The following is a 22,189-nucleotide window of genomic DNA, read 5'->3' on the forward strand; positions in this document are numbered from 1 at the left end:
GACATAAGAAGAAGTAATACACTTCTTCTTTTTGAGTTTTTACACGAAAACGTTCATTAACATAAGAAAGGAGACACGATTTGAGTACGGAATTAGTAATTGATTCTGCTCAAAACGGTAGTCGAATAGCCCTTTTAAAAAACAAAGGACTGGTTGAGCTTCATTCTGATGAAGAAAACAACCAGTTTAAGGTAGGGGACATGTACCTGGGAACGGTCCGTAAAATAGTCAATGGCCTAAATGCAGGCTTTATTGATGTCGGATACGAAAAAGATGCATTTTTGCATTACCAGGACTTGGGGCCGAAAGTGAAGAGCCTGATCAAATATACCAAGCAGATCAGGAACAATCATTCGGAGCACCCTACTCTTAAAGGGTTTAAGCTTGAACCTGAAATAGAAAAGCTGGGAAAGATTTCCCAAGTCCTTTCTAAAAATAATCAAATATTAGTTCAGGTTGTAAAAGAGCCGATCTCTACGAAAGGCCCACGACTATCCTGTGAGCTCTCCCTAGCCGGTCGCTATTTGGTGCTGGTACCCTTTTCGAATGCAGTCAACGTATCCAAGAAGATCCGTAAGGCTGAAGAGCGAAGAAGGTTGGCCAGGCTCATCACGTCTATCAAGCCCGAAAACTTCGGGGTCATTATCCGAACAGTAGCAGAAAGCCAGTCCGTCACAGAACTGGACAAGGACTTGCGAAATTTGGTAAATACCTGGGAGGATGGCATGAAGAAGCTGATGAAAGCCAAAAGTAAAGACAAGGTGATAGGAGAAATGAGCATGGCGAGTTCCATTGTTAGGGACTTGCTAAATGAATCATTCGATGCAATCACGGTAGAGGATGAATTAATCTATGATCAGATTCGATCTTATATTAGGTCGATCGCCCCTGAAAAGGAAAAAATTGTTAAGCTTTACAACGGAAAAGCTAAGCTCTTTGAAAGTTTTGGAATTGAAAAGCAGATAAAGAGTCTCTTTGGACAATCGGTAAGCCTACCGCACGGTGGCTACCTTATCATTGAACATACCGAAGCGCTTCACGTAATTGATGTGAACAGCGGAAACAAGTCCAATCAAGAAAGCGACCAGGAAACTACAGCTTTAAAAACCAACCTGGTGGCTGTCAAAGAAATTGCCAGACAGCTTCGCCTCCGTGATATGGGAGGGATTATCGTCATTGACTTCATCGACATGAAAAAAGCAGACAATAAAAGAGCTGTTTACGATGCGATGAAGACTGCAATGAAAGAAGATAGGTCTAAAAATACTGTGCTGCCCCTTACCAAGTTTGGGCTAATGCAGATTACACGGCAGCGTGTAAGACCCGAAGTAAATATCGTAACGAAAGAAACCTGTCCTTCATGTAACGGTACAGGAAAAATCCAAGCTTCAATCTTGGTAGCTGATAAGCTGGAAAGAGACCTTGAGTACACTGCTGTACACCAAAACTTACCAAATATAAAAATAGGTTTGCACCCTTATCTTCATGCTTACTTTACCCAAGGCATGATCTCGAAAAGGGTGAAATGGTTTTTTAAGTATTTCAAATGGGTAAAACTGATCAAAGATTCTTCATTACCAGTGACGGAGTATAAATTCCTGGATGAAACAGGAGAAGAAATAGAACTTACTGTAAAAGACGGAGCCGAATAAGCTCCGTTTTTTTTATGGTGAAAAATATAGCGGTGAAGGCAAAAGGCTTCTTTTGGATCAAGCGATATTTCTGGAGGATGATTTTCGATATGGTCTTATAAAAGAAAATTTTACCCCGTTAAAACGATGATTTTTCTCCATCTGCACGAATGGGTTTTAGCGGGAAGTTGTGGGGAATAGGAAGGGAAATGCGGCTAAAACGGAAAACGTTGATTGGGCAAATTTACCATGGGCTTCACCCATGGCTATGAACGTGTCACCCCTTTGGGGTTAGCTTTCTATTCTATAGCATTTATAATTTTAGGTGTAAAATATATTATATCTTGTTCTTCACTTCTTCCCATTTTACACTACGGAGTAAAATGTGATCAAGCGATATTAATGGAGTGCTTATATGAAGTCCACATTTCAAATGCGGACTAGCTGATTATCGGAACAATCATTTTTTTTCATCCGTGGTTTTACCATTTAGTAAAACTGGCAGCCACCAACTTTTCCGATTGCTTCAAAATATGCGCTGTACTACAGATTTTTTTCAGTGATGAGTTTTATGCCTTTGAGGGTAAGGTTTTTGTCTATTTTGTCAAACTCCCCCTCCAAATTGGTCAGGATCTTGGATAGTCCACCTGTGGCGATCACGTGGAAGTCTCTGGCAAGTTCATTTTTAATGGCTTCCAGCATCCCGCGGACCAATCCAGCATAACCATACAAGATGCCTGCCTGAATGGAATGGATGGTGTCTTTTCCAATGGCCGAAACAGGAAGTTCCAGTTGGACTTCTGGTAATTTAGATGTGTTGGTAAACAGGGATTTGATGGCAGTTTTCAGTCCAGGAACGATGTTTACGCCCAGAATCTCCCCATTTGAGTCTATTACCGTGAAGGTCAGTGCCGTACCGAAATCCACTACTATACAGTCTGCGCCGTACTGGTCGTATGCCGCGACAGCATTGGCCATTAGGTCTGCGCCCATTTCTGCAGGCTTTTTGGTGTTGACCTTTAGTGGAGAATAGCTTCGTTCGGTGATGAAATAAGCTTCTTGGTGCAGAAAGGTCCTTACCACTTTTTTGAGGTTTTCATTGATTTCGGGGACGACAGAACTGATGCCCACTATGGATATATCCGAGGGAGAAATGTGGGATTCCAAAAAGAACAGGTTCATGTTTTTTTGCAAGTAGCTAAATTCCAAGGAACGCTGTGTATCTACACGGAGCACTGGCTCCCAACGCTGCTGTTCATCGGAAAAGAAGCCGAAAACGATATTGGAATTACCTGCATCAATAGACAAAAACATAAGGTCATCATTTAGATAAGTACTTGGAAAATCACGTTCAGATTATTGGCCAAATAGCGTATAACCCCCGTGGTCAATGGTTTTTCTAGTTAAATCTAGCATCTGAATCACCCAAAAAGAAACTCCGGCTTAGTTCTTTTTCCAAAATTTTCTAATTTCGAACCATGTATACTATCAGAGAAGGAAAAAAAGAAGATTTGCCAAGAATCTTTGAGTTGATCGAGGAATTGGCCATTTATGAAAAGGCGCCAGAGGAAGTGACCAATACCCTGGCGATGATGGAAGAGGATGGTTTTGGTCCTAATCCGGTGTATGGTTTTTTTGTTTTGATTAAGGACAGTAGTCAAGAGATCATTGGCACGGCCATCTATTACTACCGATACAGTACCTGGAAAGGCAAGCGGCTGTATCTGGAGGATTATATCGTGACCGAAAAAGAGCGGGGAAAAGGAGCCGGAAAGCTGCTCTTCGAAAGGGTAATGAAGAAGTCCCTCGAAGAAGGTTGCACGGGAATGATGTGGCAGGTGCTCGATTGGAATGCCCCTGCGATCAATTTCTATAATAAGTATGATGCTGAAATAGAAGGAGGCTGGTACAACTGCCACTTACAGGCTGAGGAGATCCAAGAGCGGTTGAAAAAGTAAAAAACGTTTGAGCGCTGCAATCTGCACCAAACGATGATGGTGGTCCCGCTTAGCCTTCACTTAACAAGAGAAGGCTAAGCGGGAATTGGGCATGGAAAATGCTCCGTTATACTTGTTCTAGCAGGGACCTGAAAATAGCATAACGATCCTGGAACCGTTGCTTGAATTTTTCTTGAAGGTCCTTTGCGTGCTTGTCCTGATACTCTTTGATTTTTTCCATCGAATCTGTAAAGTATTGCACCGAATAGTTCACCCCGCCGTCTTCATTGTCATGCATGAGACGAAAGAATTTGTTTTCGCTGAATATCCCTGTTGCCATTACGGCTGGAATATGCTCATCCTTCATCCATTTGATCCATTCTTTTTCAACTTTTTGGTCGATATTGACAGTAACGTTGTATAAAATCATTGTTTTTTGTTTATCTTTATCAGTGTTTTTGTTAAACAAAACTTGTAACTTTGTTGTATTGAATGAGTTGCAAAAGTAGCTAATTCAGTTGGTTTGAACAGGGAAAAAGTTATAAAACAGCGCGATAGCCTGTTTTTTAATCGGCCACTAAACAATTGGTTCAGGAAAGAAGTTGATTACACATGATAGAGGCGATATTATTCATCATCATTGGCTTTGTGGCGATGGAGGTTTCCGGTTGGGCGATCCATAAATACCTGATGCACGGAGTCTTTTGGCAGATCCATAAAACCCATCATCATCCCAGAAAGGGTGCTTTTGAAAAGAATGATGCTTTTTCGGCCATTTTTGGAGGGATTGCCATCATATTAATGGTGATGGGATATGCGGCATTGGATTACAGGTTCTGGCTTGGAATGGGGATCAGCATCTATGGAATGAGTTATTTTTTCTTTCATGATGTCATTATTCATCGGCGGGTAAAATGGTTAAAGCGACCTGATGGGGGATTTTGGAGGGGCTTTGTACGGGCTCACCAAGCCCATCATGCCAATAATCAGAAGAAAGGTACGGAGGCTTATGGGTTGTTCTTTGTACCGTTTAAGTATTTCAAAGAAGGGAAGAAATGAGTAACTATTCCATAAAAGATCTGGAGCACCTTTCAGGTATTAAGGCCCATACACTACGCATTTGGGAGCAGCGGTACAATTTGGTGCAGCCAAAGCGGACAGAGACCAACATCCGGTATTACGACGATGCGGATTTAAAGCTCATTTTAAATGTGGCTTTACTCAACAACAATGGCTTTAAAATCTCCAAAATTGCCAAGATGTCACCAGTTGACATTCGGGATAAAGTGATTGCACTCACTGAAGGTACATTGGCTTATGAGGACCAAATACATGCCTTGACCGTTTCGATGATTGAGATCGATGAGGAGCGTTTTGATAGGGTTTTATCGATCAATCAGCGCAGTATAGGATTTGACGAGACCATGCTCCGGGTGATTTATCCATTTCTGGCCAAGATAGGGTTGCTATGGCAAATAGGAAGCATCAGTCCAGCCCAAGAGCATTTTATCAGTAATCTTATCCGTCAAAAACTCATTGTGGCCATCGACCAATACGTATACCAAGGTGGTGGAAAGAAATTCCTGCTCTTTCTCCCTGAAGGAGAACTGCATGAAATCTCATTGCTTTTTGCTTCCTACCTGATCAAACGTGAAGGGCATAAGGTGATCTATTTGGGCCAAAGTACCCCCAAAGATGATTTGATCGAAGTGTATAATTTCCATCAGCCGGACTTTTTGATCACGGTGATTACTACATCACCCGATGCCGATAGTCTACAGAATTATGTGGACGAATTGGCCAGCGTTTTTAGAAAAAGTGAATGGATTATTTCGGGCTATCAAGTGTTGAGAACACCTGTACAGCTTCCTAAAAATGTGAGGTTACTGGAGAAAATCGAGGATATCAAAGGGTTTGTAGAAATGTTATTGGGCGAAGAAAAAGTGCCAGGTTGAATGGGTGAAAATGGAAGATGAGCAGTTTTCTGAAATGCAAAAAGATGAATGCAATCAGATCATTTTTTAGGAGGTCTTCTGGCCATCATTTTATGCTCAATTTTAGAAAATTTGGATAAAATCTTATATCTAATAGTACAATTAGGTCTTTTGTGCTAAATATTTAAATTATGCATCGGTTTTTTATTTTTAAAATTGGCTTTATTTTAGGGGCTGATTAGTAAATCAACACCCCTAATAAAGAAATCACCTTATTTGGTTGCCTTTTGCTGCATCGTAAACCCAATTCCTTGATGCGATAAGCATTTTCTGATCTAAGGATTAAATAAATGTTTGTTTAACTAAAAGCAAAACCCACACCAAATTGCAGTTTAATTAATAGGTACTATTTGTCTAAAATTGGCTAAATGAATCATAAATTGTAATATTTAGCCAGGAGGACAACAAATGCACCATGCGTTAGTTTAAGAGTTATGGAAAGAAAGAAAAAAATCTCCACCAAACAACGGATTATCAACGAGGCCATTAGGCTTTACAATGAACAGGGAGCTCATAATATCACGAGTAGGCATATTGCGGCGGAATTAGGAATGAGTCATGGCAACCTGGATTATCATTATAAAAATCGCGAAGCCATTCTCCTAGCCATCTATAAGCAGATGAGGAAGGAAATGGGAGCTTCTTATGAGATAGCAACAGGGTCCACCTCTTCTTTTGCAGATTTCCATAAGCTTCTGCTTCATTTGGAAGCTTTTCAATTTAAGTACAGGTTCTTTAATCAGGATGTCTTGGAAATTTCACGGTCCTATCCCGAAGTAAGCCAATTGCTGAAGGAAACGATTGGATTGAGAAACAAGCAAATGGCGGATTTCTTTGAACGGTTTAAGAAAGAAGGACTCGTGGATAATGAAATAGACACTTATGCCGAGCGGCTTAAGAAAACTATACGTATCATCATTACCTTTTGGTTGGCCCAGCGAGAGGTATTGGGTAATCCAGCGGATAATCTAGAAGGAGAAATGGCCCACCATATTTGGGAACTGATTACGCCACATATGACATCAGAAGGAAAAACCGTGTTTAAAGCTGTGGTGGATCAATATGGGTATCGTTATGACGGCTGAGCCCTTGATTAGGGAATGATAGATTGATTTTTCCTTAAAACAATTTTAGGAATACATCCAGAGGTTTTGGGCTTAAGGATGCTTAAAATAGTTGCTGAATCTTTCTTTTAAAACAGCTAATTTGGGCTGAATATGACGTGTGCAAAAGGGGGCTTCAGGCCTTTTTAGGTAATAATTCCTAAAGTGTGCATCGTTGGCCCTAAATTTTCCGAACTTCAGCGTTTGGGCGATGATGGGACGTTCAAATTTAGATTGTAGCGCTTTGAGCAGGGCTTGAACGGCACTTTTTTGATCAATATCCATCACATACACCGCAGACCGATATTTGTCCCGCATTTTATGAAGAGAGGTACTGCTGTGCGTAAGTAAATGGGCTTCGACCAAGACCTGTAACGGCAGGAGAGCGGGGAGATAATGAACCAATACAGCCTCGGAGAAGCGGGAAGGCTCATCACTACTCGCAATCCAGCCTTGATCTACTTTTTGGACGCCCTCAAAATGCTGAAAGACCGCTTCAGTACACCAATGACATCCTCCTCCAAAGCCGATAGTTTGCATGATGCTATTGAGATGAAGAGGGGTTATGATACTTTTTTGAGTGAAACGGCATTGACGCAATAGCGAAGTCCGCTAGGTTCTGGGCCATCCGGAAAGACGTGGCCCAAGTGGGCATCACAGGTGTTGCAGGTGATTTCCACCCGCACCATGCCAAAGGTGACATCCTTGTGGTACGCGATGGCACTTTCTTCTACTGGTTGGGTGAAAGAGGGCCAGCCGGTGCCACTTTCAAACTTTTCCCCCGCATCAAAAAGCAAAGTGTCACAACAGACGCAGGCATATTTTCCCGGTTCGAAGAGGCTGCACATATCAGAACTGTGGGCCCTTTCTGTGCCTTTTTGGCGGGTGATTTTAAATTGCTCAGGGCTTAGTAATTCCTGCCATTCCTCTGGAGTCTTTTCTACTCGCTGGGGAGGCGTGGGATTTCCGTTGGTGGCAAAATGGATGACGTTTGACCAATTTAGCATGGAGGATTGAATTTACTTATCAAATTGAATATAAAACGGTTTTCAATAATTTCATCTAGATGAACAAAACTTTTTCATGATTAGCTCCATGGATACTAATTTTTTACCGTGCTTGTCTTTTACCGATTGGACTTTTCCGGTGCTAGTTCAGTCACCAGTTGATCAAATCCAAGAAAATTACTGTCATTGGAGGTGCTCATGAGGCCGCCATCAATCGTTCTTTCATCCATCAGTAACATTTTATAATAAATATCGATGATGATTGGAAGCTGTTCAAACCACAATGGCGCATTGCTCTGTTGCTTGTCCAGAAAGCTCTCTGCCGAAAAAAACGGATGCATTTCTGAGGATTTATATCGAAGCTTTATATAATTCATAAAGGCATCATCGTTTTGTTTGGCAGTAGCCAGCGCAAACATAAACAGTCCATCCTTGTTAAATGAAAGGGCCGTTTTTTTACTGGAGGAGGAGCTTAAAGAATTGGTTAGGAGAGCCAATGGCCCCTTGGTCTTGCCGTGATGACTGGCCAAGGAAAAATCAGGAAAGTTAACCGGCATCAGCCTTTTTACAGGGTAATCGGGATAATTGTCCATCTCATGTTCGTAAATATAAATGTCCTTTCGGAGGCCAGAAAGCTCCAAGGCCTCAAGGGTTTCGTTTATCCCTGGCATGTCCCTGATGGCCGCGATGGGGCGTTGACGAAAGATATCTTCCAAAAAATGCTTGGTCTTTTCTTTTTGGTTGGTAAACTCCCCATAGTGAACGGACAGAAATCGTCTGTAAGAATCAATGAGCATGGACAATGCCTGCATTTTCTCTGCCCCCAACTCTGCGGAAAAGGTTTCTTTTTCCAGCTGACGGGATGTACAGCTAGCCAAAAGCAGTAACAAGAAAAACCATATATATAGCTTGTTTTTCATGGCAAAGGAGGCTTGAGGGATTTGTAAGCTATTAAAAATCAGCAGTTTTATAGCATAATATACGGATTTTGTCGCTAAAAAACGATTATGTTATTTGATAATTTATGGAGCCATGGCGCCTGATTTCCCTATCCGATGCCTGAGCGAAAGGCCATGAGAGTTTATGAATTTTCCCGGAGGACTTTTAGCAGTTTTTCGATGGCAATTGAAGTGGAGAAGCGGCTTTCGGCCAAATGCCGGGAATGCTGTTTCATTTGCCTTAAGCGGTCGGGATTTTGCTCGATTTTTTCCAATTCCTCCAAGGCTTGTTGTGGGTTCCTATGATCGAAATACAGCCCGAGCCCGTGCTGATGGACCAGGTCCCAACCCCATCCTTTATGGTTGATCAGAATAGCATTGCCCATGGCGATGGCATCAAAAAACTTATTGGGACTATTGGTTCGCAGGACAGGAAGGTGTTCAAAGGAAATAAAGGAAAAGTCGGCATGGTCAAGCAACATACGCACGGCACCCTTGTTTCCGAAAGGGATAAACTGAAGATTCCCAAGGCGCAAGCGTTTGCTTTCCGCTTTTAAATTTGCCAGTTGCTTACCCTTGCCCATGATGGCAAATTGCCAATTTTTCCCCTTTTGCTGGGCCAAATCAGCCAGCTGGAGCAGCTCATGGACCGCATTGACATCTCCTATGGCACCCGTGTAAACGATGGTCAGGCGGTTTGGCTCCCAGCCCAGACGTTTAAGAAAATGGTTGTTACATTCAGCCTGGGGTGAAAAAAAATCCAAATCTGAAAAGTTTGGTATCAGGTGAACCCTTTTTTTCGGAAGGATGGCCTGAATATACTCACAAATTCCAGGAGAAAGCCCGACGATTTGCGAGGCCTCTTGATAGATGCTTTTTTCCAGTGTGTAGAGGCGTCGTTTCAGGAGAGAATTACGGATGACGCCCACCTGAACAGGGGCTTCCGGCCAAAGGTCCCGCACTTCAAAAATAAACGGTAATTGTAACTTGCGTTTGGCCCACAAGCCGATAAGACCAGTGGTCAGCGGTGTGGAAGTGATGTACAGGAGATCAGGAAGGGCCAGTTTTTTTATCAGCCTTTTGGCCTGGTGCACAAAGGCATAAAAAGCCCGTAACCTTCGCAAAAAGCCAAAATTATTATCATATGGAATAGGCAAGTAATGAACCTTTATGCCTTCGATTTCTTTTTGCAGGTATTGGGAATTAGGGTGCGTGGTGATGAGCTCTACATCCATGCCCGCGTCCACCATTCCTTTTGCCAAGTGATAGGAACGAACGGCCCCGCCTTCTTCAGGGGTGACAAAATATTGGTGGATGTAAATGATTCTCATAGTTGATGGTACGTACACCAAGCGGCCAGGATATACAAGTTCCAGATTTCTAGAAAATGCAGCTTTATTTTTTTGTCAGGTTCCTTGGCCAAGATATGAAATTCTTCGGGAATGCTGTGGTGATGCTGCTGTACAAAGCCGCTGATCGTTTCGACTACCAAGCTTCGGAGGGCTTGATCTTCCTCCAGCCATTCTTTCAGGGGGAGCCCAAAGCCAAATTTCTTCCGGACAGCCACTTTTTCCAGCCCGGTTTCACGGAGCAATTCCCTGATCCACTGCTTGGGCTTAAGGGAAAGGTGTTGTTCTTCTGTAAGCGACATGCTCAAGCTTACCAAGTTCTTGTCCAGGTACGGTGCCCGACCTTCTACCCCATGGGCCATGAGGGCATTGTCGTGGATTTTAAGGATGTCATTCACTAAATAGTAACTGCGGTCCCACTCCAAAGCAGCCTTGTAGGGGGGAACTCCTTTTGGATAATAAGCCAGGAATGCCTCCCGCTGATCTGCGGGGATGTTGCGGAGGGCACTGAAATTCAGGAAAGTGGTGGCTTCGTCTTTCCTTATGCCCTTGGCTATCTTTTGGAAATGTCTCCCTAAAAAGGACAGCTTCCCCATGACCTTGGAGGCTTTAAGGGCAATCGCTTTGTGCTGCAAGTATTGCTTGAATGCCTCGTGACGGTTATAGCCACCGAAAAGTTCATCTGCCCCTGCACCGCTGATGAGGATCTTGACGTGCTCTTTGGCCTCCCTGGCAATCATCCAACTCAGGAAACTGGCGCTATCTCCCACTGGCTGATCCAGCGAGGCAATATACTCGGGCAATTGCGCGCGCAAGAGGGCCGGGGTAATGAGCACTTCATGATGGACACAGCGATACTTTTCAGCCACTTGGCGTGCATGGATCGGGTCTTGATATTTTTTGAGGTACTTCTGTTCGAAACGTGCAGTAAACGTATGCAGGGGAAGATCGGTTTCCCGCATCCAAGTGTCCAGCAGTAAACTGCTATCTGCACCACCACTTAAGAGCACGCCCACGGGGATATCCGCCCGAAAATGCTTCAGTGTAGCATCGGTAAGCAAGGAACGAAAATGTTCTTTCCTAGGAAGTTCTAGGGTGGCTTGGGGAATTACAGTACGATGTTCTGCCCTAATATTTCCGCCAAAATCCAGTTGAAGGGCCTTGCCGGGCACTATTTGCTGGACTTGCTGAAAGAAGCTTTTATCGGGAAAGCTATGCCTCGTATAAAGGTAGGGTGTGAGTTGGGTCTTGTCCAGCTGGCGCTTGATTTGCCCCGCTGCAATGATTCCCCGGGCTTCTGATGAAAAGAGCCAAAGGTGGTTTTGGTGGAAGTAGTACAGGGGTTTTTTGCCATGGGGGTCCCGGGCAATGATGATTGATTTTTCCTCTCGCTCCACAAAGACGAGGGCGTACATTCCTTGAAGACGGTTTATTCCTGAAATTCCATGGCGCTTTAGCCACCTGAGTAGTACTTCACTGTCCGACCGGCTTTCGAAGCTTTCTCCATCTTCCAGCAGTTCATTTCGTAGCTCATCGGCATTATAAAGTGCCCCATTCCAAACAAGGGTATGGGCACCTTGGTTGATTTGCAGGGGTTGGTTGGACCAATCGCTTAAATCGACGGTTTTCAGTCGGTTGCCAGCGAGGAACAATTGCCCGGTAATCTTGCACCAATCCGAATGGTCTGGGCCGCGATGGGCCGTAGCTGCCATCATTTGCTGGATGGCATCCTCTCCACTACCGGGAAGATTCATGGCCAAATTGATCCCGCACATGATTATTTTCTTTTGGGAAGCAAGTCTCTTTCCGCAGCTATCTTGCTTTGGTTTTTTTCATAATAGCGGCAAAAATGGGTAATCTCGCAGGCGGTGCATTTTGGGCTTCTGGCCAGGCATACATAGCGGCCGTGCAGGATCAACCAGTGATGGGCCACATGGATGTGTTCCTTGGGAATGTGTTTGATCAGCTGTTTTTCTACTTCCAGAGGGGTTTTGGCATTTTGGGGAACGAGTCCGAGACGTTTTGAGACACGGAAGACATGGGTGTCCACGGCCATATTAGGTTGGTTCCAGACCACAGAAGTGATGACATTGGCCGTTTTCCTGCCCACGCCTGGAAGTTTGATCAGCTCTTTGACGGTATCGGGGATTTCACTGTCAAAATCTTCCACCAGCATCTTGGCCATGCCGAGCAGGTGCTTGGTTTTGTTATTGGGGTAGGAAACGGATTTGATATAGGGGAAGAGCTCGTCAAAGTTAGATGCTGCCAAATGCGCTGCCGTCGGAAAATCCCTAAAAAGGGCGGGCGTGACCATATTGATCCGCTTGTCCGTACACTGGGCACTTAGGATGACCGCAATGAGCAGCTGAAAGGGATTTTCATAGTGCAGCTCCGTTTCCGCAGCGGGCATATGCGTGGAAAAATGGTCAATAAATGCTTGGTAACGCTCTTTTTTTAACATGTCTCTTTTCCTGATTCTGCCCAAAGATAAGGGAATTCAAACCGAAATGGAAAGTCCCCACTGGTTTCAGTACGTTAAAGCGATAGTTGGATTTACAAGTTTCACATTCCTTTTTAGTTTCAAACCCCAATCGAGAACATCCAGAATAGCCAATTTGCCCGCATCAGTTTATTCTTAGCCTGTAGCAAGTTTAGAAGCGTACAAAGCGGGAAGGCCTGACACAGCAGCGAGACAGGCGTTAGGCTAGCGGGAGGAAGCATTGCTGGGTCTTGATTTTTCTTTGCTTCGTTTCTTTTCATCTAAGTAAAAGAAATGAAGAGTCAAGGCATGAGAGAAAAAATCACTGGTTATAAAAATGAATTTCACAGTATCGAATTTCAATGCTTCACAGCGGAAAATACTGACACAACTGGTTTCTATATGTTAACGCGATAGTTGCATTTACAAGCTTCACATTCCTTTTTAGTTTCAAACCCCAATCGAGAACATCCAGAATAACCAATTTGCTCACATCTGTTTATTCTTAGCCTGTAGCAAGTTTAGAAGCGTACAAAGCGGGAAGGCCTGACGCAGCAGCGAGGCAGGCGTTAGGCTGGCGGGAGGAAGCATTGCTGGGTCTTGATTTTTCTTTGCTTCGTTTCTTTTCATCTAAGGAAAAGAAATGAAGAGGCAAGCCATGAGAGAAAAAATCACTGGTTATAGAAATGAGTTTCACAGTATCGAATTTCAAGGCTTCACAGCGGAAAATACTGGCACAACTGGTTTCTATATGTTAACGCGATAGTTGAATTTACAAGATTCACACTCCTTTTTAGTTTCAAACCCCAATCGAGAACATCCGGAATAGCCAATTTGCCCGTATCTGTTTATTCTTAGCTGTAGCAAGTTTAGAAGCGTACAAAGCGGGAAGGCCTGACGCAGCAGCGAGGCAGGCGTTAGGCTGGCGGGAGGAAGCATTGCTGGGTCTTGATTTTTCTTTGCTTCGTTTCTTTTCATTTAAGGAAAAGAAATGAAGAGTCAAGCCATGAACCCGAAATATGCAATAGAAAATCTACGCCGCGGCGCACGAGTATTACGGCCTGAAACTACTTTAAAATCAGTTGCTTCGCTGCTGTTTTCGACTTCACCGTAGCGGTGTTATGCCTCAGTCTCCAAACAGCCTGATTTTCTTGCAGTTTCAGCCCTCATTACGAATCCTATTGCATAATCCGGGTTGAGAGAAAAAATCACTGGTTATAAAAATGAGTTTCACAGCATTAAATTTCAATTCTTCACAGCGGAAAATACTGACGCAACTGGTTTCTATATGTTAACGCGATAGTTGCATTTACAAGCTTCACACTCCTTTTTAGTTTCAAATCCCGATTGAGAGCATCCGGAATAACCAATTTGCTCGCATCTGTTTTTATCCTTATTAAAAAACCACCTTTCAAAGTATAACTGGCATAATTCGGTGGTTGGAGGGGTTTCGTAGCAAACCGCCAAGGGAGGTTCACAGTCCTTGGAGCAGCTTATCATAACCAAAATAAAAGTGAAAAGGCCGATTGATTTTAGCTTGGATATCTTCATATAAATTTGGCTTGATGGTTCATCCCCCATACGTTACCAGGCAGGCAAGTGCTACACCCATCTGTTGATAGGGGTGTTGGATTGTACTGTAGTGTGATGGTTGTGCGGAAAAATATATTGGAATCAACTGGATTATCGAGCTTTTTGTTGTTAATTAATAAGCTGAAAAGAATTGGTTCGAACTACAGTGGGCCGGTTTGGCGGGCTGATGGTCCGTTTACTTTTCAGATTTGTAACAGCATATTTATCGATACAACCCATTATAATCATTACCTGACATGAGTCAACAAGAAAAAATGAAGGCCTACTGGAGGCGCAATGTGAAGATTCTTCTTTCCCTGCTTGCGGTTTGGTTTACCGTTTCTTTTGGATGCGGGATTCTGCTCGTAGATGTTTTAAACAAGGTTCAAATTGGCGGCTTTAAGCTGGGCTTTTGGTTTGCACAGCAAGGTGCCATTTATGTTTTTGTAATCCTGATTTTTGTGTATGTGTTTTTGCTGAACAAGCTGGACCGCGAGTTTGATGTACACGAATAATTTTTACCCCTTTCTCACACCACAACTTTCTCCATAATGGATATTTTAACTTGGACTTATATACTGGTAGGGCTTTCTTTTGCCCTTTACATTGGCATTGCGATATGGAGCCGGGCGGGCTCTACCAAAGAATTTTATGTTGCCGGTGGAGGGGTGTCCCCTCTTGCAAACGGCATGGCCACTGGGGCTGACTGGATGTCGGCCGCATCTTTCATTTCCATGGCCGGATTGATTTCTTTCATGGGCTATGACGGATCCGTTTACCTGATGGGGTGGACAGGTGGCTACGTGCTGCTGGCCCTTTTGTTGGCTCCTTACCTGCGGAAATTTGGGAAGTTTACCGTTCCCGATTTTGTGGGGGATCGTTATTACTCCAACAAGGCACGAGTAGTGGCCGTTTTTTGCGCCATATTCATCTCATTTACCTACGTGGCTGGCCAAATGCGTGGCGTAGGCATCGTTTTTTCCAGGTATCTGGAAGTGGATATCAACACCGGCGTGATCATCGGAATGTGTATTGTCTTTTTTTATGCAGTTTTGGGAGGGATGAAAGGGATTACCTATACCCAAGTAGCCCAGTATTGCGTGTTGATCTTTGCATTTATGGTGCCGGCAATTTTCATTTCCATGCAGCTGACCAGTAACCCGATCCCGCAATTAGGATTGGGAGGAACCGTGGCGGATGGGACCTATTTACTGGACAAACTGGACGGTGTATTGACAGACTTGGGTTTTCATGCCTATACGAGTGGTAAGAAGTCCATGGGAGACATGTTTGCCATTACCTTGGCACTGATGGTCGGGACAGCGGGGCTTCCGCATGTCATTGTGCGATTTTTTACCGTTCCGCGGGTAAAAGATGCCCGGCTTTCTGCAGGTTACGCGCTGGTGTTCATTGCCATTCTTTATACCACGGCTCCGGCCGTTTCTGCTTTTGGGATTTATAATGCCATAGACTCCGTTTCTGAAAAGCCCATTGACGACCTGCCCGAGTGGGTGACGAACTGGCAGCAGACCCAGCTGATCAAGATCAATGACAAAAACCAGGATGGCGTGGTGCAATACGTGGCAGATCCGGAGCGGAACGAGTTTACCATCGACAAGGATATCATGGTCCTCGCCAATCCAGAGATCGCCCAGCTGCCCAACTGGGTGGTAGGGTTGGTGGCTGCCGGTGGAATGGCAGCGGCACTTTCCACGGCTGCAGGATTGTTATTGGTGATTTCCACTTCTGTTTCCCGGGATTTGGCTAAGAATTTTAACCCCGGAATCTCCGATAAGAAGGAACTCCTCATTGCCCGGGTGGCCGCTGCGGTGGCGGTGATCGTAGCGGGATATTTTGGAGTGAATCCTCCGGGGTTTGTGGCTGAAGTGGTAGCTTTTGCCTTTGGTTTGGCTGCGGCATCTTTCTTTCCGGTGATCATCATGGGGATTTTCTCCAAGCGCATGAACAAGGAAGGGGCTATTTGGGGGATGTTGGTAGGTTTGGTGTTTACCCTTTCCTATATCATTTACTTTAAGTTTGGCACAGATCTTTTTGGTATTCCAGCGGAAAGCCTCACGGCCGAGCATTGGTGGTTTGGGATTTCTCCCGAAGGAATTGGTTCTATAGGGATGGTCTTAAACTTTTTGGTGAGCTTTGTCGTGTCACGCGTTACGCCCGCCCCACCTGAAGCGGTGCAGGAGATGGTGGAAGATATCCGTATCCCAAGAGGTGCAGGACAGGCACAGGGGCATTGAAAAAGCTGATCTCCACATAATCCTAATGCAAACGTAAACTCAACAGTGAATAAAATCGTTGGTGTTTAACAAAGAGCGCTATACCAAATCAAAAAAATTGTTCGTTCTCCTTACGTCCAAGCTGAATCGGATGATCTGTTGGATTTTTTGATATCCAGAAACGAGGAAGAGCGCAATCATAAACAGCGCATCAAGGCTATAGGGGGATAATGGATTTTGTTATCTTTAAGAGTTTGGTATGGTTAGAATAGTGTGGAGCATGTATGATAAAGTTCATAATCCTCCTTTTTTTGCCTAGAAAACATCAATTAATTGCTTAGATTTAACAATGCGTATTTATTAGGTATTAAATTGGTCTTTCTGAAAATATTTCCCGAACACTTGACAGGTTGATGGAAAAATTTCGTTATACTAATTATAAATCATGCAGTAAAATCGAATTAATAATAGAACCTAAAACCATATTTAGACGATGAGTGATAGAATTCACACCTTGAGTGGTTACTTTCATGAGTATCAAAAAAGCGTTACCGAGCCGGAGCAGTTTTGGGCGCGGATCGCTGATTCCTTTCACTGGAAAAAGAGATGGGACAAAGTCCTGGAATGGGATTTTGAAGGTCCCGATGTGAAATGGTTTGTCAATGGAAAAGTCAATATCACCGAAAATATTTTAGAGCGCCATCTTTTTATCATGGGAGATCGCCCAGCCATCATTTGGGAACCCAATGATCCCAATGAGGAAGGCAGGACGCTTACCTACCGCCAGCTTTACCATGAGGTCTGCAAATTTTCCAATGCCTTGAAGGCAAAAGGAATAGGCAAGGGTGATAAGGTCATCATTTATATGCCGATGGTTCCGGAGGCCGCTATAGCCATGCTGGCCTGTGCACGGATAGGGGCTGTTCACTCGGTAGTGTTTGCAGGTTTTTCCAGTTCAGCCTTGGCCGACAGGATCAATGACTGTGAGGCCAAAGCTGTGCTTACTTCAGATGGAAACTTCCGGGGCACCAAAAAAATTGCCGTGAAGGACTTGGTGGACGAAGCACTGGAAAAGACCAAAACGATAGAGACAGTGATCGTTTACCAAAGGACCAAGCAAGAGGTCAAGATGGTCGAAGGGCGCGATATCTGGTGGCATGATGCCATCGACGGCCAGCCCGACACCAATGAAGCGGAAGTCATGGACAGCGAGGACATGTTGTTTATCCTGTATACTTCTGGTTCCACCGGTAAGCCAAAAGGAGTCGTTCATACGACAGGAGGCTATATGGTCTATTCGAAGTATACTTTTGAAAATGTGTTCCAGTATTCTCCGGGAGATGTGTATTGGTGTACCGCAGATATTGGATGGATTACGGGACACTCCTATATCGTTTATGGTCCGCTATTGGCAGGGGCTACTTCTATCATGTTTGAAGGTGTACCTACTTATCCTGATGCAGGGAGGTTCTGGGCCATCGTGGACAAGTACCAAGTCAATCAATTCTATACTGCGCCGACGGCCATACGTGCATTGGAAGCGCATGGGACCAAGCCGATTGAGCCGTATAAGTTGGACTCTTTAAAGGTGTTGGGATCCGTAGGGGAGCCGATCAATGAAGAAGCTTGGCACTGGTACCATACGCATGTCGGTAAAAACCGCTGCCCGATTGTGGATACTTGGTGGCAGACCGAAACCGGTGGCATCATGGTTTCGCCCATTGCAGGCATCACTCCAAATAAGCCGGCCTATGCGACGATGCCCCTTCCGGGTGTGCAGCTGGCCATTGTGGATCCAGAGGGGAAAGAGCTTAAGGGAAAAGCAGTCGAAGGAAATCTCTGCATTAAGTTCCCTTGGCCGGGAATGCTGCGGACGACATATGGTGACCATGACCGCTGCAAACAAACCTACTTCTCCGCCTATCCGGGGATGTATTTTACCGGTGATGGGGTGAAGCGGGACCATGATGGCTATTACCGTATCCTTGGTCGTGTGGATGATGTGATCAACGTTTCCGGCCACCGAATGGGCACGGCCGAAATTGAAAATGCCATTAACGAGCACCCGAAAGTGATCGAGTCAGCAGTTGTGGGATATCCTCATGAGGTCAAAGGACAAGGCATCTATGCCTATGTGATCTGTGACCTGAAAAATAGGACGGAGGAAAACCTCATCGGAGAGATCAAAGATACGATTACAAAGAGCATTGGGCCGATCGCAAAGCCGGATAAGATCCAGATCGTACCGGGATTGCCCAAGACCCGTTCTGGAAAGATCATGCGTCGTATTCTCCGAAAAGTAGCAGAGGGAAGTTTCGACAACATGGGCGATACATCGACCTTGCTGGATCCAGCCGTGGTGGAAGAAATTATCGAAGGAAGGGTGGAGTAACACTTTTCTACCAGTAGAAAATAGGTAAAGCTGCTCCTTTCTGGGAGCGGCTTTTTTCATTTAAAGGATGAAAAATTACTGGAACAGCCCAAAGCTAAAATCCTTGAGCCCATTTTATAAAGGAGGCAGAGGCTCCATGCCCGTCAGCGCTGGGGCCGAACCCCTGCACACCACTGTACTTTTCCACGATCTCACGTCTCAAATCTCATATCTCTACACTATTTTTCCTTTCGCCACTTTTTGAGTAGATTGCCTGCCTAACGGGGCTTAACACCAATCATTCAGCCCTTTTCCAGATAACCATGTCCAATGTCATTGTCAATAGGGTAAAGGAATTTCTCCACCGCTTTCCGCCATTCAGTTTTCTTTCGGATGAATTGTTAACCGATGTCGCGCGCGAGGTGGAATTGATGTACTATACAAAAGGGGAGTACATTTTTAAAAAAGGCAATCCTGCAAGCCCCCACTTTTTTGTGCTCAAGGAAGGTTCTGTTTACCTGACCGAAGAGGATGCGGGCAAGATGGTGGTCAAAGATTATTGTGATGAAGGAGAGGTTTTTGGGGTGATGGCACTGCTTGGCCAGCGTCCTTATGTGCTGAATGGCTACGTGGCGGAGGACAGTTTGATTTATGCTGTGCCGGTGGATGTATTTGATAAGGTGCTGAAGGAAAACAGTGAGGTGAGCTTGTACTTTGCTGCTGGGTTTGCTGCCGGCCAAGTGGTCGTACGCACAGACCTTTCCCAATCCCAAAAAGCCAGAAAGCTGCTAAAAGACGCTACTTCGGATCATGGTCTTTCCCTCTTCATGGAAAAGGGAAAACTCAACTTTCCTACTGATGTGCTCAGCTGCCCTCTTGGGACACCCCTTCGGGAAGCCGCTCGCCTGATGCAGGAAAAGGACGTCGGCTCCATTGTGGTGGTGGATGGCACGGGCCACCCTAGCGGCATCATTACCGATAAGGACATTCGTAACCGCGTGGTGGCGGCAGGTATTCCCTATGACGTTCCAGTAGAGGAAATGATGACCCATCCAGTTCGGACTGTGCACCATCAGTCGGATTTCCCCACCATTTACCTGACCATGATCAAGAATCATTTACACCATTTGATCTTAACGGAAGATGGGACAGATCAAAGTAAAATTACGGGAATTGTCTCTGATCATGATGTATTCCTCTCGCATGGAAACAGCCCGGCGGTGCTGATTCATGGCTTGATGAACACGTGGGATGTCCAAGAAATGAAAGGAATCCGTGATCGTGCGGAGGCCTTGTTGGGATATTTTTTGGAGAATGAAGTAGCCATCGACTTTGTGGCGAACATTTTGTCGGAGATCAATGACGTAATCATTAAAAGAGCGGTCCTTTTGGCCAAGAAGAAGCTAGACCAAGACTTTGTAGAAGAGAGCAAGGTTCCCTTTTGCTTTTTGTCCCTCGGTAGTGAGGGAAGGCAAGAGCAATTGCTGAGAACAGACTTGGACAATGCCTTGGTTTTTGAGGATGTGGATGAAGATAAGCTGCCGCTTACCAAAGCCTACTTCGAGGCCTTGTCACAAGAGGTTATCCAGACCTTGATCGCCTGTGGCTTTCATCCTTGTCCCAGTGAGGTCATGGCCAATAACCCGGAATGGTGTCAGCCGCTTGCTGTTTGGAAGGATTACTTCAGTCAATGGGTGAATTTGCCTGATGAGGTGGCTTTGATGAAGGCGACCATCTTCTTTGATTTTAGACCTGTTTATGGATTCAAGTCATTGCCGGAAGAAATGACTCGCCATATTTACCAAGTCATCGATGAACGAAAGGCTTTTTTGGGATTTTTGGCCAAGAATGCCCTGCTCAATCCCCCACCTCTTGGGTTTTTCAAAAATTTTATCGTGGAAAAATCAGGAGAGCACAAGGACCAATTTGATATCAAGCTACGGGCCATGATGCCCTTGGCCGATGCGGCACGATTGCTTATCCTTAGCCATAAAGTTCTGGGCATTAACAACACGTTTGAGCGTTTTGAGAAGCTGGCGGCACTGGAGCCACAGAATGCCAGCTTATACGAAGAAGCGGCAAGCGCTTATGAGATATTTTTACGGTTGAGGGCTTTGGAGGGGATTGCCACAGGTACCTCCGGGCGGTACATTACACCCCGGTCCTTGGGCAAGCTGCAGCGTCAACTGCTCAAAAATGCCTTTGCACCCATCCAGCAGATTCAGGAAGTGCTGACCGTCAGATTTCAAACCGATTATATTCCGAAATGAGTTGGTGGCGAATATTTAAAAAGCGGCCGATGAAATCCGCGATGGTAGCCCAATATGAGGAAAATTTCTCCAAGCAAATTTCCAAGAAGCTACCCATTTCGGAGCTGTCCTTTTTGGTCGTGGATACAGAAACGACTGGATTGGACGTGAAAAAGGACCATATTTTGGCCTTTGGAGGGATCAAGGTTTCCAATAACCGCATACTGGTGCAGAGTTCACGGGAGCAATTTGTCCATTCCAAGAAAAAGAATGCCTCCAGCATCAAAATACACGAAATCGTTCAGCCCAGCAATGCCATTTCTCCCAGGGAATTTGTACGGGGCTTTCTGCCCTACCTTGGCAGTGATATCTTGGTCGCCCATCATGCAGGCTTTGACCTGGCAATGATCGAAAAAATATGCTATCCCTTTGGGCTCCGAAAGCTGGCAAATCCTGTGGTGGACACCGGAGACTTGGCGATGCGACTGGAACATGGTATCCACTATGATCCTTCGCGCATCAATTTACGCGACTATAGCCTGGACAAGCTGTGTGAACGCTATAACATTCCCATCCAAGATCGACATACCGCCGCTGGCGACGCGTTTTTGACAGCCCAGCTTCTATTAAAATTGCTCAAAGAAGCCGAAAAAAGAGGAGTCGTCACCTATGGGGACTTGATGCGGTGGTAATAGTATATGAATTTTGAATGCGGTTGAAAACTTCTTTTATTCTAAATTGCCCAAGATTTTCGAATATTTAGGTATTGTTTTATACTTCTATTCAAATGAGCACGAACCAGTTCATGTCCACGCTACAAAATCAGGAAAGGAAACTAAGGTTTCATTTATCATGAAAAACGGATTAATTGAAGAAATTATTATTTCAAATGTACAAGGAAGAAGCCCGATTAAAGGCCAGGATTTACAAAATTTAAAAAAGTTTGTAGTAAAATATGGTGATGAGATTGTAACAAAATGGGTCGATTATTTCGTTTATCAAAGAAAGGTAGGGTTTGAAAAAATCACAACAAAACTAAAATGAAAGTTCGAGAAGAGTTTGTAGCTTATAGGACTACTTTAATAGGGATAGAAGCAGCGGAATATATTGGACAATTTCGTATCAGGGTATTGTTTAAGGACAAAACGGAAAAGACAGTAGATTTTAGGCCTTTTCTAAGGCAATCTACGCATCCGGAAATCCAAAAGTACTTAGATGAAGTTCATTTTAGAAATTTTAAGGTAAAGGATGATAACCTTCAATGGGGTGACTACGAAATGATTTTTCCAATTTCGGAATTATATAAGGGCAAAATATCGTTTTAA

At 44.5% G+C, this 22,189-nt stretch carries 21 protein-coding genes; 12 read left to right on the forward strand and 9 right to left on the reverse strand.

Annotated elements, in window-relative coordinates; genetic code table 11:
• Positions 1-80 precede the first annotated feature (80 nt).
• Entirely contained in the window at positions 81-1,652 is a 1,572-nt protein-coding gene (locus tag ECHVI_RS06095) for an Rne/Rng family ribonuclease (protein ID WP_015265086.1), read from the forward strand.
• A 522-nt stretch (positions 1,653-2,174) separates the two neighbouring features.
• Here the strand turns inward: ECHVI_RS06095 and ECHVI_RS06100 are convergent.
• A complete protein-coding gene (locus tag ECHVI_RS06100; RefSeq protein WP_015265087.1) occupies positions 2,175-2,945 on the reverse strand; it encodes a type III pantothenate kinase in 771 nt (256 codons plus the stop codon).
• 164 nt (positions 2,946-3,109) lie between these two features.
• Here ECHVI_RS06100 and ECHVI_RS06105 point away from each other — a divergent pair, with 164 nt between their 5' ends.
• Positions 3,110-3,589: a GNAT family N-acetyltransferase gene (locus tag ECHVI_RS06105; protein WP_015265088.1), complete on the forward strand. Its 480-nt coding sequence runs from the start codon at positions 3,110-3,112 to the stop codon at positions 3,587-3,589.
• Between the two features lie 106 nt (positions 3,590-3,695).
• On the opposite strand, the gene ECHVI_RS06110 is transcribed toward ECHVI_RS06105, so the two are convergent.
• The gene (locus tag ECHVI_RS06110; RefSeq protein ID WP_041739532.1) at positions 3,696-3,998 is read right to left on the reverse strand and encodes a DUF4286 family protein; all 303 of its coding nucleotides are present in this window, start codon (positions 3,996-3,998) and stop codon (positions 3,696-3,698) included.
• 182 nt (positions 3,999-4,180) lie between these two features.
• On the opposite strand from ECHVI_RS06110, the gene ECHVI_RS06115 reads away from it, so the two are divergent.
• The 3 genes from ECHVI_RS06115 (at position 4,181) to ECHVI_RS06125 (ending at position 6,647) form a co-directional block, all read left to right on the forward strand.
• Positions 4,181-4,627, forward strand: a complete 447-nt coding sequence (locus ECHVI_RS06115; RefSeq protein ID WP_015265090.1) for a sterol desaturase family protein — start codon at positions 4,181-4,183, stop codon at positions 4,625-4,627.
• Positions 4,624-5,523 (forward strand): MerR family transcriptional regulator, encoded by a 900-nt coding sequence (locus ECHVI_RS06120; RefSeq protein WP_015265091.1) that lies wholly within the window; start codon positions 4,624-4,626, stop codon positions 5,521-5,523. Before ECHVI_RS06115 ends, ECHVI_RS06120 begins: the two co-directional genes overlap by 4 nt.
• A 473-nt stretch (positions 5,524-5,996) precedes the next feature.
• On the forward strand, positions 5,997-6,647 hold the full coding sequence (locus tag ECHVI_RS06125) for a TetR/AcrR family transcriptional regulator (protein ID WP_015265092.1): 651 nt from the start codon (positions 5,997-5,999) through the stop codon (positions 6,645-6,647).
• Positions 6,648-6,719: 72 nt separating this feature from the next.
• On the opposite strand, the gene ECHVI_RS06130 is transcribed toward ECHVI_RS06125, so the two are convergent.
• From ECHVI_RS06130 to ECHVI_RS24290, 7 genes are all read right to left on the reverse strand, one after another.
• Positions 6,720-7,205, reverse strand: a complete 486-nt coding sequence (locus ECHVI_RS06130) for a peptide-methionine (S)-S-oxide reductase (RefSeq protein WP_015265093.1) — start codon at positions 7,203-7,205, stop codon at positions 6,720-6,722.
• A 23-nt stretch (positions 7,206-7,228) separates the two neighbouring features.
• The gene (gene msrB, locus ECHVI_RS06135) at positions 7,229-7,672 is read right to left on the reverse strand and encodes a peptide-methionine (R)-S-oxide reductase MsrB (RefSeq protein ID WP_015265094.1); all 444 of its coding nucleotides are present in this window, start codon (positions 7,670-7,672) and stop codon (positions 7,229-7,231) included.
• 119 nt (positions 7,673-7,791) lie between these two features.
• Positions 7,792-8,592: a hypothetical protein gene (locus ECHVI_RS06140; RefSeq protein ID WP_015265095.1), complete on the reverse strand. Its 801-nt coding sequence runs from the start codon at positions 8,590-8,592 to the stop codon at positions 7,792-7,794.
• A 161-nt stretch (positions 8,593-8,753) separates the two neighbouring features.
• A complete protein-coding gene (locus ECHVI_RS06145; protein ID WP_015265096.1) occupies positions 8,754-9,941 on the reverse strand; it encodes a glycosyltransferase family 4 protein in 1,188 nt (395 codons plus the stop codon).
• Positions 9,938-11,734 (reverse strand): asparagine synthase (glutamine-hydrolyzing), encoded by a 1,797-nt coding sequence (gene asnB, locus ECHVI_RS06150; protein ID WP_015265097.1) that lies wholly within the window; start codon positions 11,732-11,734, stop codon positions 9,938-9,940. The genes ECHVI_RS06145 and asnB overlap by 4 nt, the downstream gene beginning before the upstream one ends.
• A 2-nt stretch (positions 11,735-11,736) precedes the next feature.
• Positions 11,737-12,420 (reverse strand): endonuclease III, encoded by a 684-nt coding sequence (nth, locus tag ECHVI_RS06155; RefSeq protein WP_015265098.1) that lies wholly within the window; start codon positions 12,418-12,420, stop codon positions 11,737-11,739.
• Between the two features lie 1,302 nt (positions 12,421-13,722).
• Positions 13,723-14,019 carry a BPTI/Kunitz domain-containing protein gene (locus ECHVI_RS24290; protein WP_083891957.1) on the reverse strand — a complete coding sequence of 99 codons (297 nt, stop codon included), beginning with the start codon at positions 14,017-14,019 and terminating at the stop codon, positions 13,723-13,725.
• Positions 14,020-14,267: 248 nt separating this feature from the next.
• On the opposite strand from ECHVI_RS24290, the gene ECHVI_RS06165 reads away from it, so the two are divergent.
• The 7 genes from ECHVI_RS06165 to ECHVI_RS06195 all read left to right on the forward strand — a co-directional run bounded on the left by ECHVI_RS06165 (position 14,268) and on the right by ECHVI_RS06195 (position 22,189).
• Positions 14,268-14,525: a DUF4212 domain-containing protein gene (locus ECHVI_RS06165; protein WP_015265101.1), complete on the forward strand. Its 258-nt coding sequence runs from the start codon at positions 14,268-14,270 to the stop codon at positions 14,523-14,525.
• A gap of 36 nt (positions 14,526-14,561) precedes the next feature.
• Complete coding sequence (locus tag ECHVI_RS06170; RefSeq protein ID WP_015265102.1) at positions 14,562-16,265, forward strand: sodium:solute symporter family protein; 1,704 nt, start codon at positions 14,562-14,564, stop codon at positions 16,263-16,265.
• Between the two features lie 472 nt (positions 16,266-16,737).
• Entirely contained in the window at positions 16,738-18,636 is a 1,899-nt protein-coding gene (gene acs / locus ECHVI_RS06175) for an acetate--CoA ligase (protein ID WP_015265103.1), read from the forward strand.
• Positions 18,637-18,938: 302 nt separating this feature from the next.
• Complete coding sequence (locus ECHVI_RS06180) at positions 18,939-20,885, forward strand: DUF294 nucleotidyltransferase-like domain-containing protein (RefSeq protein WP_015265104.1); 1,947 nt, start codon at positions 18,939-18,941, stop codon at positions 20,883-20,885.
• 29 nt (positions 20,886-20,914) lie between these two features.
• The gene (locus ECHVI_RS06185; RefSeq protein WP_015265105.1) at positions 20,915-21,556 is read left to right on the forward strand and encodes a 3'-5' exonuclease; all 642 of its coding nucleotides are present in this window, start codon (positions 20,915-20,917) and stop codon (positions 21,554-21,556) included.
• A 46-nt stretch (positions 21,557-21,602) separates the two neighbouring features.
• Positions 21,603-21,908, forward strand: a complete 306-nt coding sequence (locus tag ECHVI_RS06190; RefSeq protein WP_041738359.1) for a DUF4160 domain-containing protein — start codon at positions 21,603-21,605, stop codon at positions 21,906-21,908.
• Complete coding sequence (locus ECHVI_RS06195) at positions 21,905-22,189, forward strand: DUF2442 domain-containing protein (RefSeq protein WP_015265107.1); 285 nt, start codon at positions 21,905-21,907, stop codon at positions 22,187-22,189. Before ECHVI_RS06190 ends, ECHVI_RS06195 begins: the two co-directional genes overlap by 4 nt.

Origin of the sequence: Echinicola vietnamensis DSM 17526 (assembly GCF_000325705.1) — a bacterium.
GTDB lineage: Bacteria > Bacteroidota > Bacteroidia > Cytophagales > Cyclobacteriaceae > Echinicola > Echinicola vietnamensis.

What these genes read in the sequence shown, in the direction of transcription:
- ECHVI_RS06100 (WP_015265087.1), bottom strand. Translation starts at nt 2,945, where the DNA reads ATGTTTTTGTCTATTGATGCAGGTAATTCCAATATCGTTTTCGGCTTC.
- ECHVI_RS06105 (WP_015265088.1), top strand. Translation starts at nt 3,110, where the DNA reads ATGTATACTATCAGAGAAGGAAAAAAAGAAGATTTGCCAAGAATCTTT.
- ECHVI_RS06110 (WP_041739532.1), bottom strand. Translation starts at nt 3,998, where the DNA reads ATGATTTTATACAACGTTACTGTCAATATCGACCAAAAAGTTGAAAAA.
- ECHVI_RS06115 (WP_015265090.1), top strand. Translation starts at nt 4,181, where the DNA reads ATGATAGAGGCGATATTATTCATCATCATTGGCTTTGTGGCGATGGAG.
- ECHVI_RS06120 (WP_015265091.1), top strand. Translation starts at nt 4,624, where the DNA reads ATGAGTAACTATTCCATAAAAGATCTGGAGCACCTTTCAGGTATTAAG.
- ECHVI_RS06125 (WP_015265092.1), top strand. Translation starts at nt 5,997, where the DNA reads ATGGAAAGAAAGAAAAAAATCTCCACCAAACAACGGATTATCAACGAG.
- ECHVI_RS06130 (WP_015265093.1), bottom strand. Translation starts at nt 7,205, where the DNA reads ATGCAAACTATCGGCTTTGGAGGAGGATGTCATTGGTGTACTGAAGCG.
- msrB (WP_015265094.1), bottom strand. Translation starts at nt 7,672, where the DNA reads ATGCTAAATTGGTCAAACGTCATCCATTTTGCCACCAACGGAAATCCC.
- ECHVI_RS06140 (WP_015265095.1), bottom strand. Translation starts at nt 8,592, where the DNA reads ATGAAAAACAAGCTATATATATGGTTTTTCTTGTTACTGCTTTTGGCT.
- ECHVI_RS06145 (WP_015265096.1), bottom strand. Translation starts at nt 9,941, where the DNA reads ATGAGAATCATTTACATCCACCAATATTTTGTCACCCCTGAAGAAGGC.
- asnB (WP_015265097.1), bottom strand. Translation starts at nt 11,734, where the DNA reads ATGTGCGGGATCAATTTGGCCATGAATCTTCCCGGTAGTGGAGAGGAT.
- nth (WP_015265098.1), bottom strand. Translation starts at nt 12,420, where the DNA reads ATGTTAAAAAAAGAGCGTTACCAAGCATTTATTGACCATTTTTCCACG.
- ECHVI_RS24290 (WP_083891957.1), bottom strand. Translation starts at nt 14,019, where the DNA reads ATGGGGGATGAACCATCAAGCCAAATTTATATGAAGATATCCAAGCTA.
- ECHVI_RS06165 (WP_015265101.1), top strand. Translation starts at nt 14,268, where the DNA reads ATGAGTCAACAAGAAAAAATGAAGGCCTACTGGAGGCGCAATGTGAAG.
- ECHVI_RS06170 (WP_015265102.1), top strand. Translation starts at nt 14,562, where the DNA reads ATGGATATTTTAACTTGGACTTATATACTGGTAGGGCTTTCTTTTGCC.
- acs (WP_015265103.1), top strand. Translation starts at nt 16,738, where the DNA reads ATGAGTGATAGAATTCACACCTTGAGTGGTTACTTTCATGAGTATCAA.
- ECHVI_RS06180 (WP_015265104.1), top strand. Translation starts at nt 18,939, where the DNA reads ATGTCCAATGTCATTGTCAATAGGGTAAAGGAATTTCTCCACCGCTTT.
- ECHVI_RS06185 (WP_015265105.1), top strand. Translation starts at nt 20,915, where the DNA reads ATGAAATCCGCGATGGTAGCCCAATATGAGGAAAATTTCTCCAAGCAA.
- ECHVI_RS06195 (WP_015265107.1), top strand. Translation starts at nt 21,905, where the DNA reads ATGAAAGTTCGAGAAGAGTTTGTAGCTTATAGGACTACTTTAATAGGG.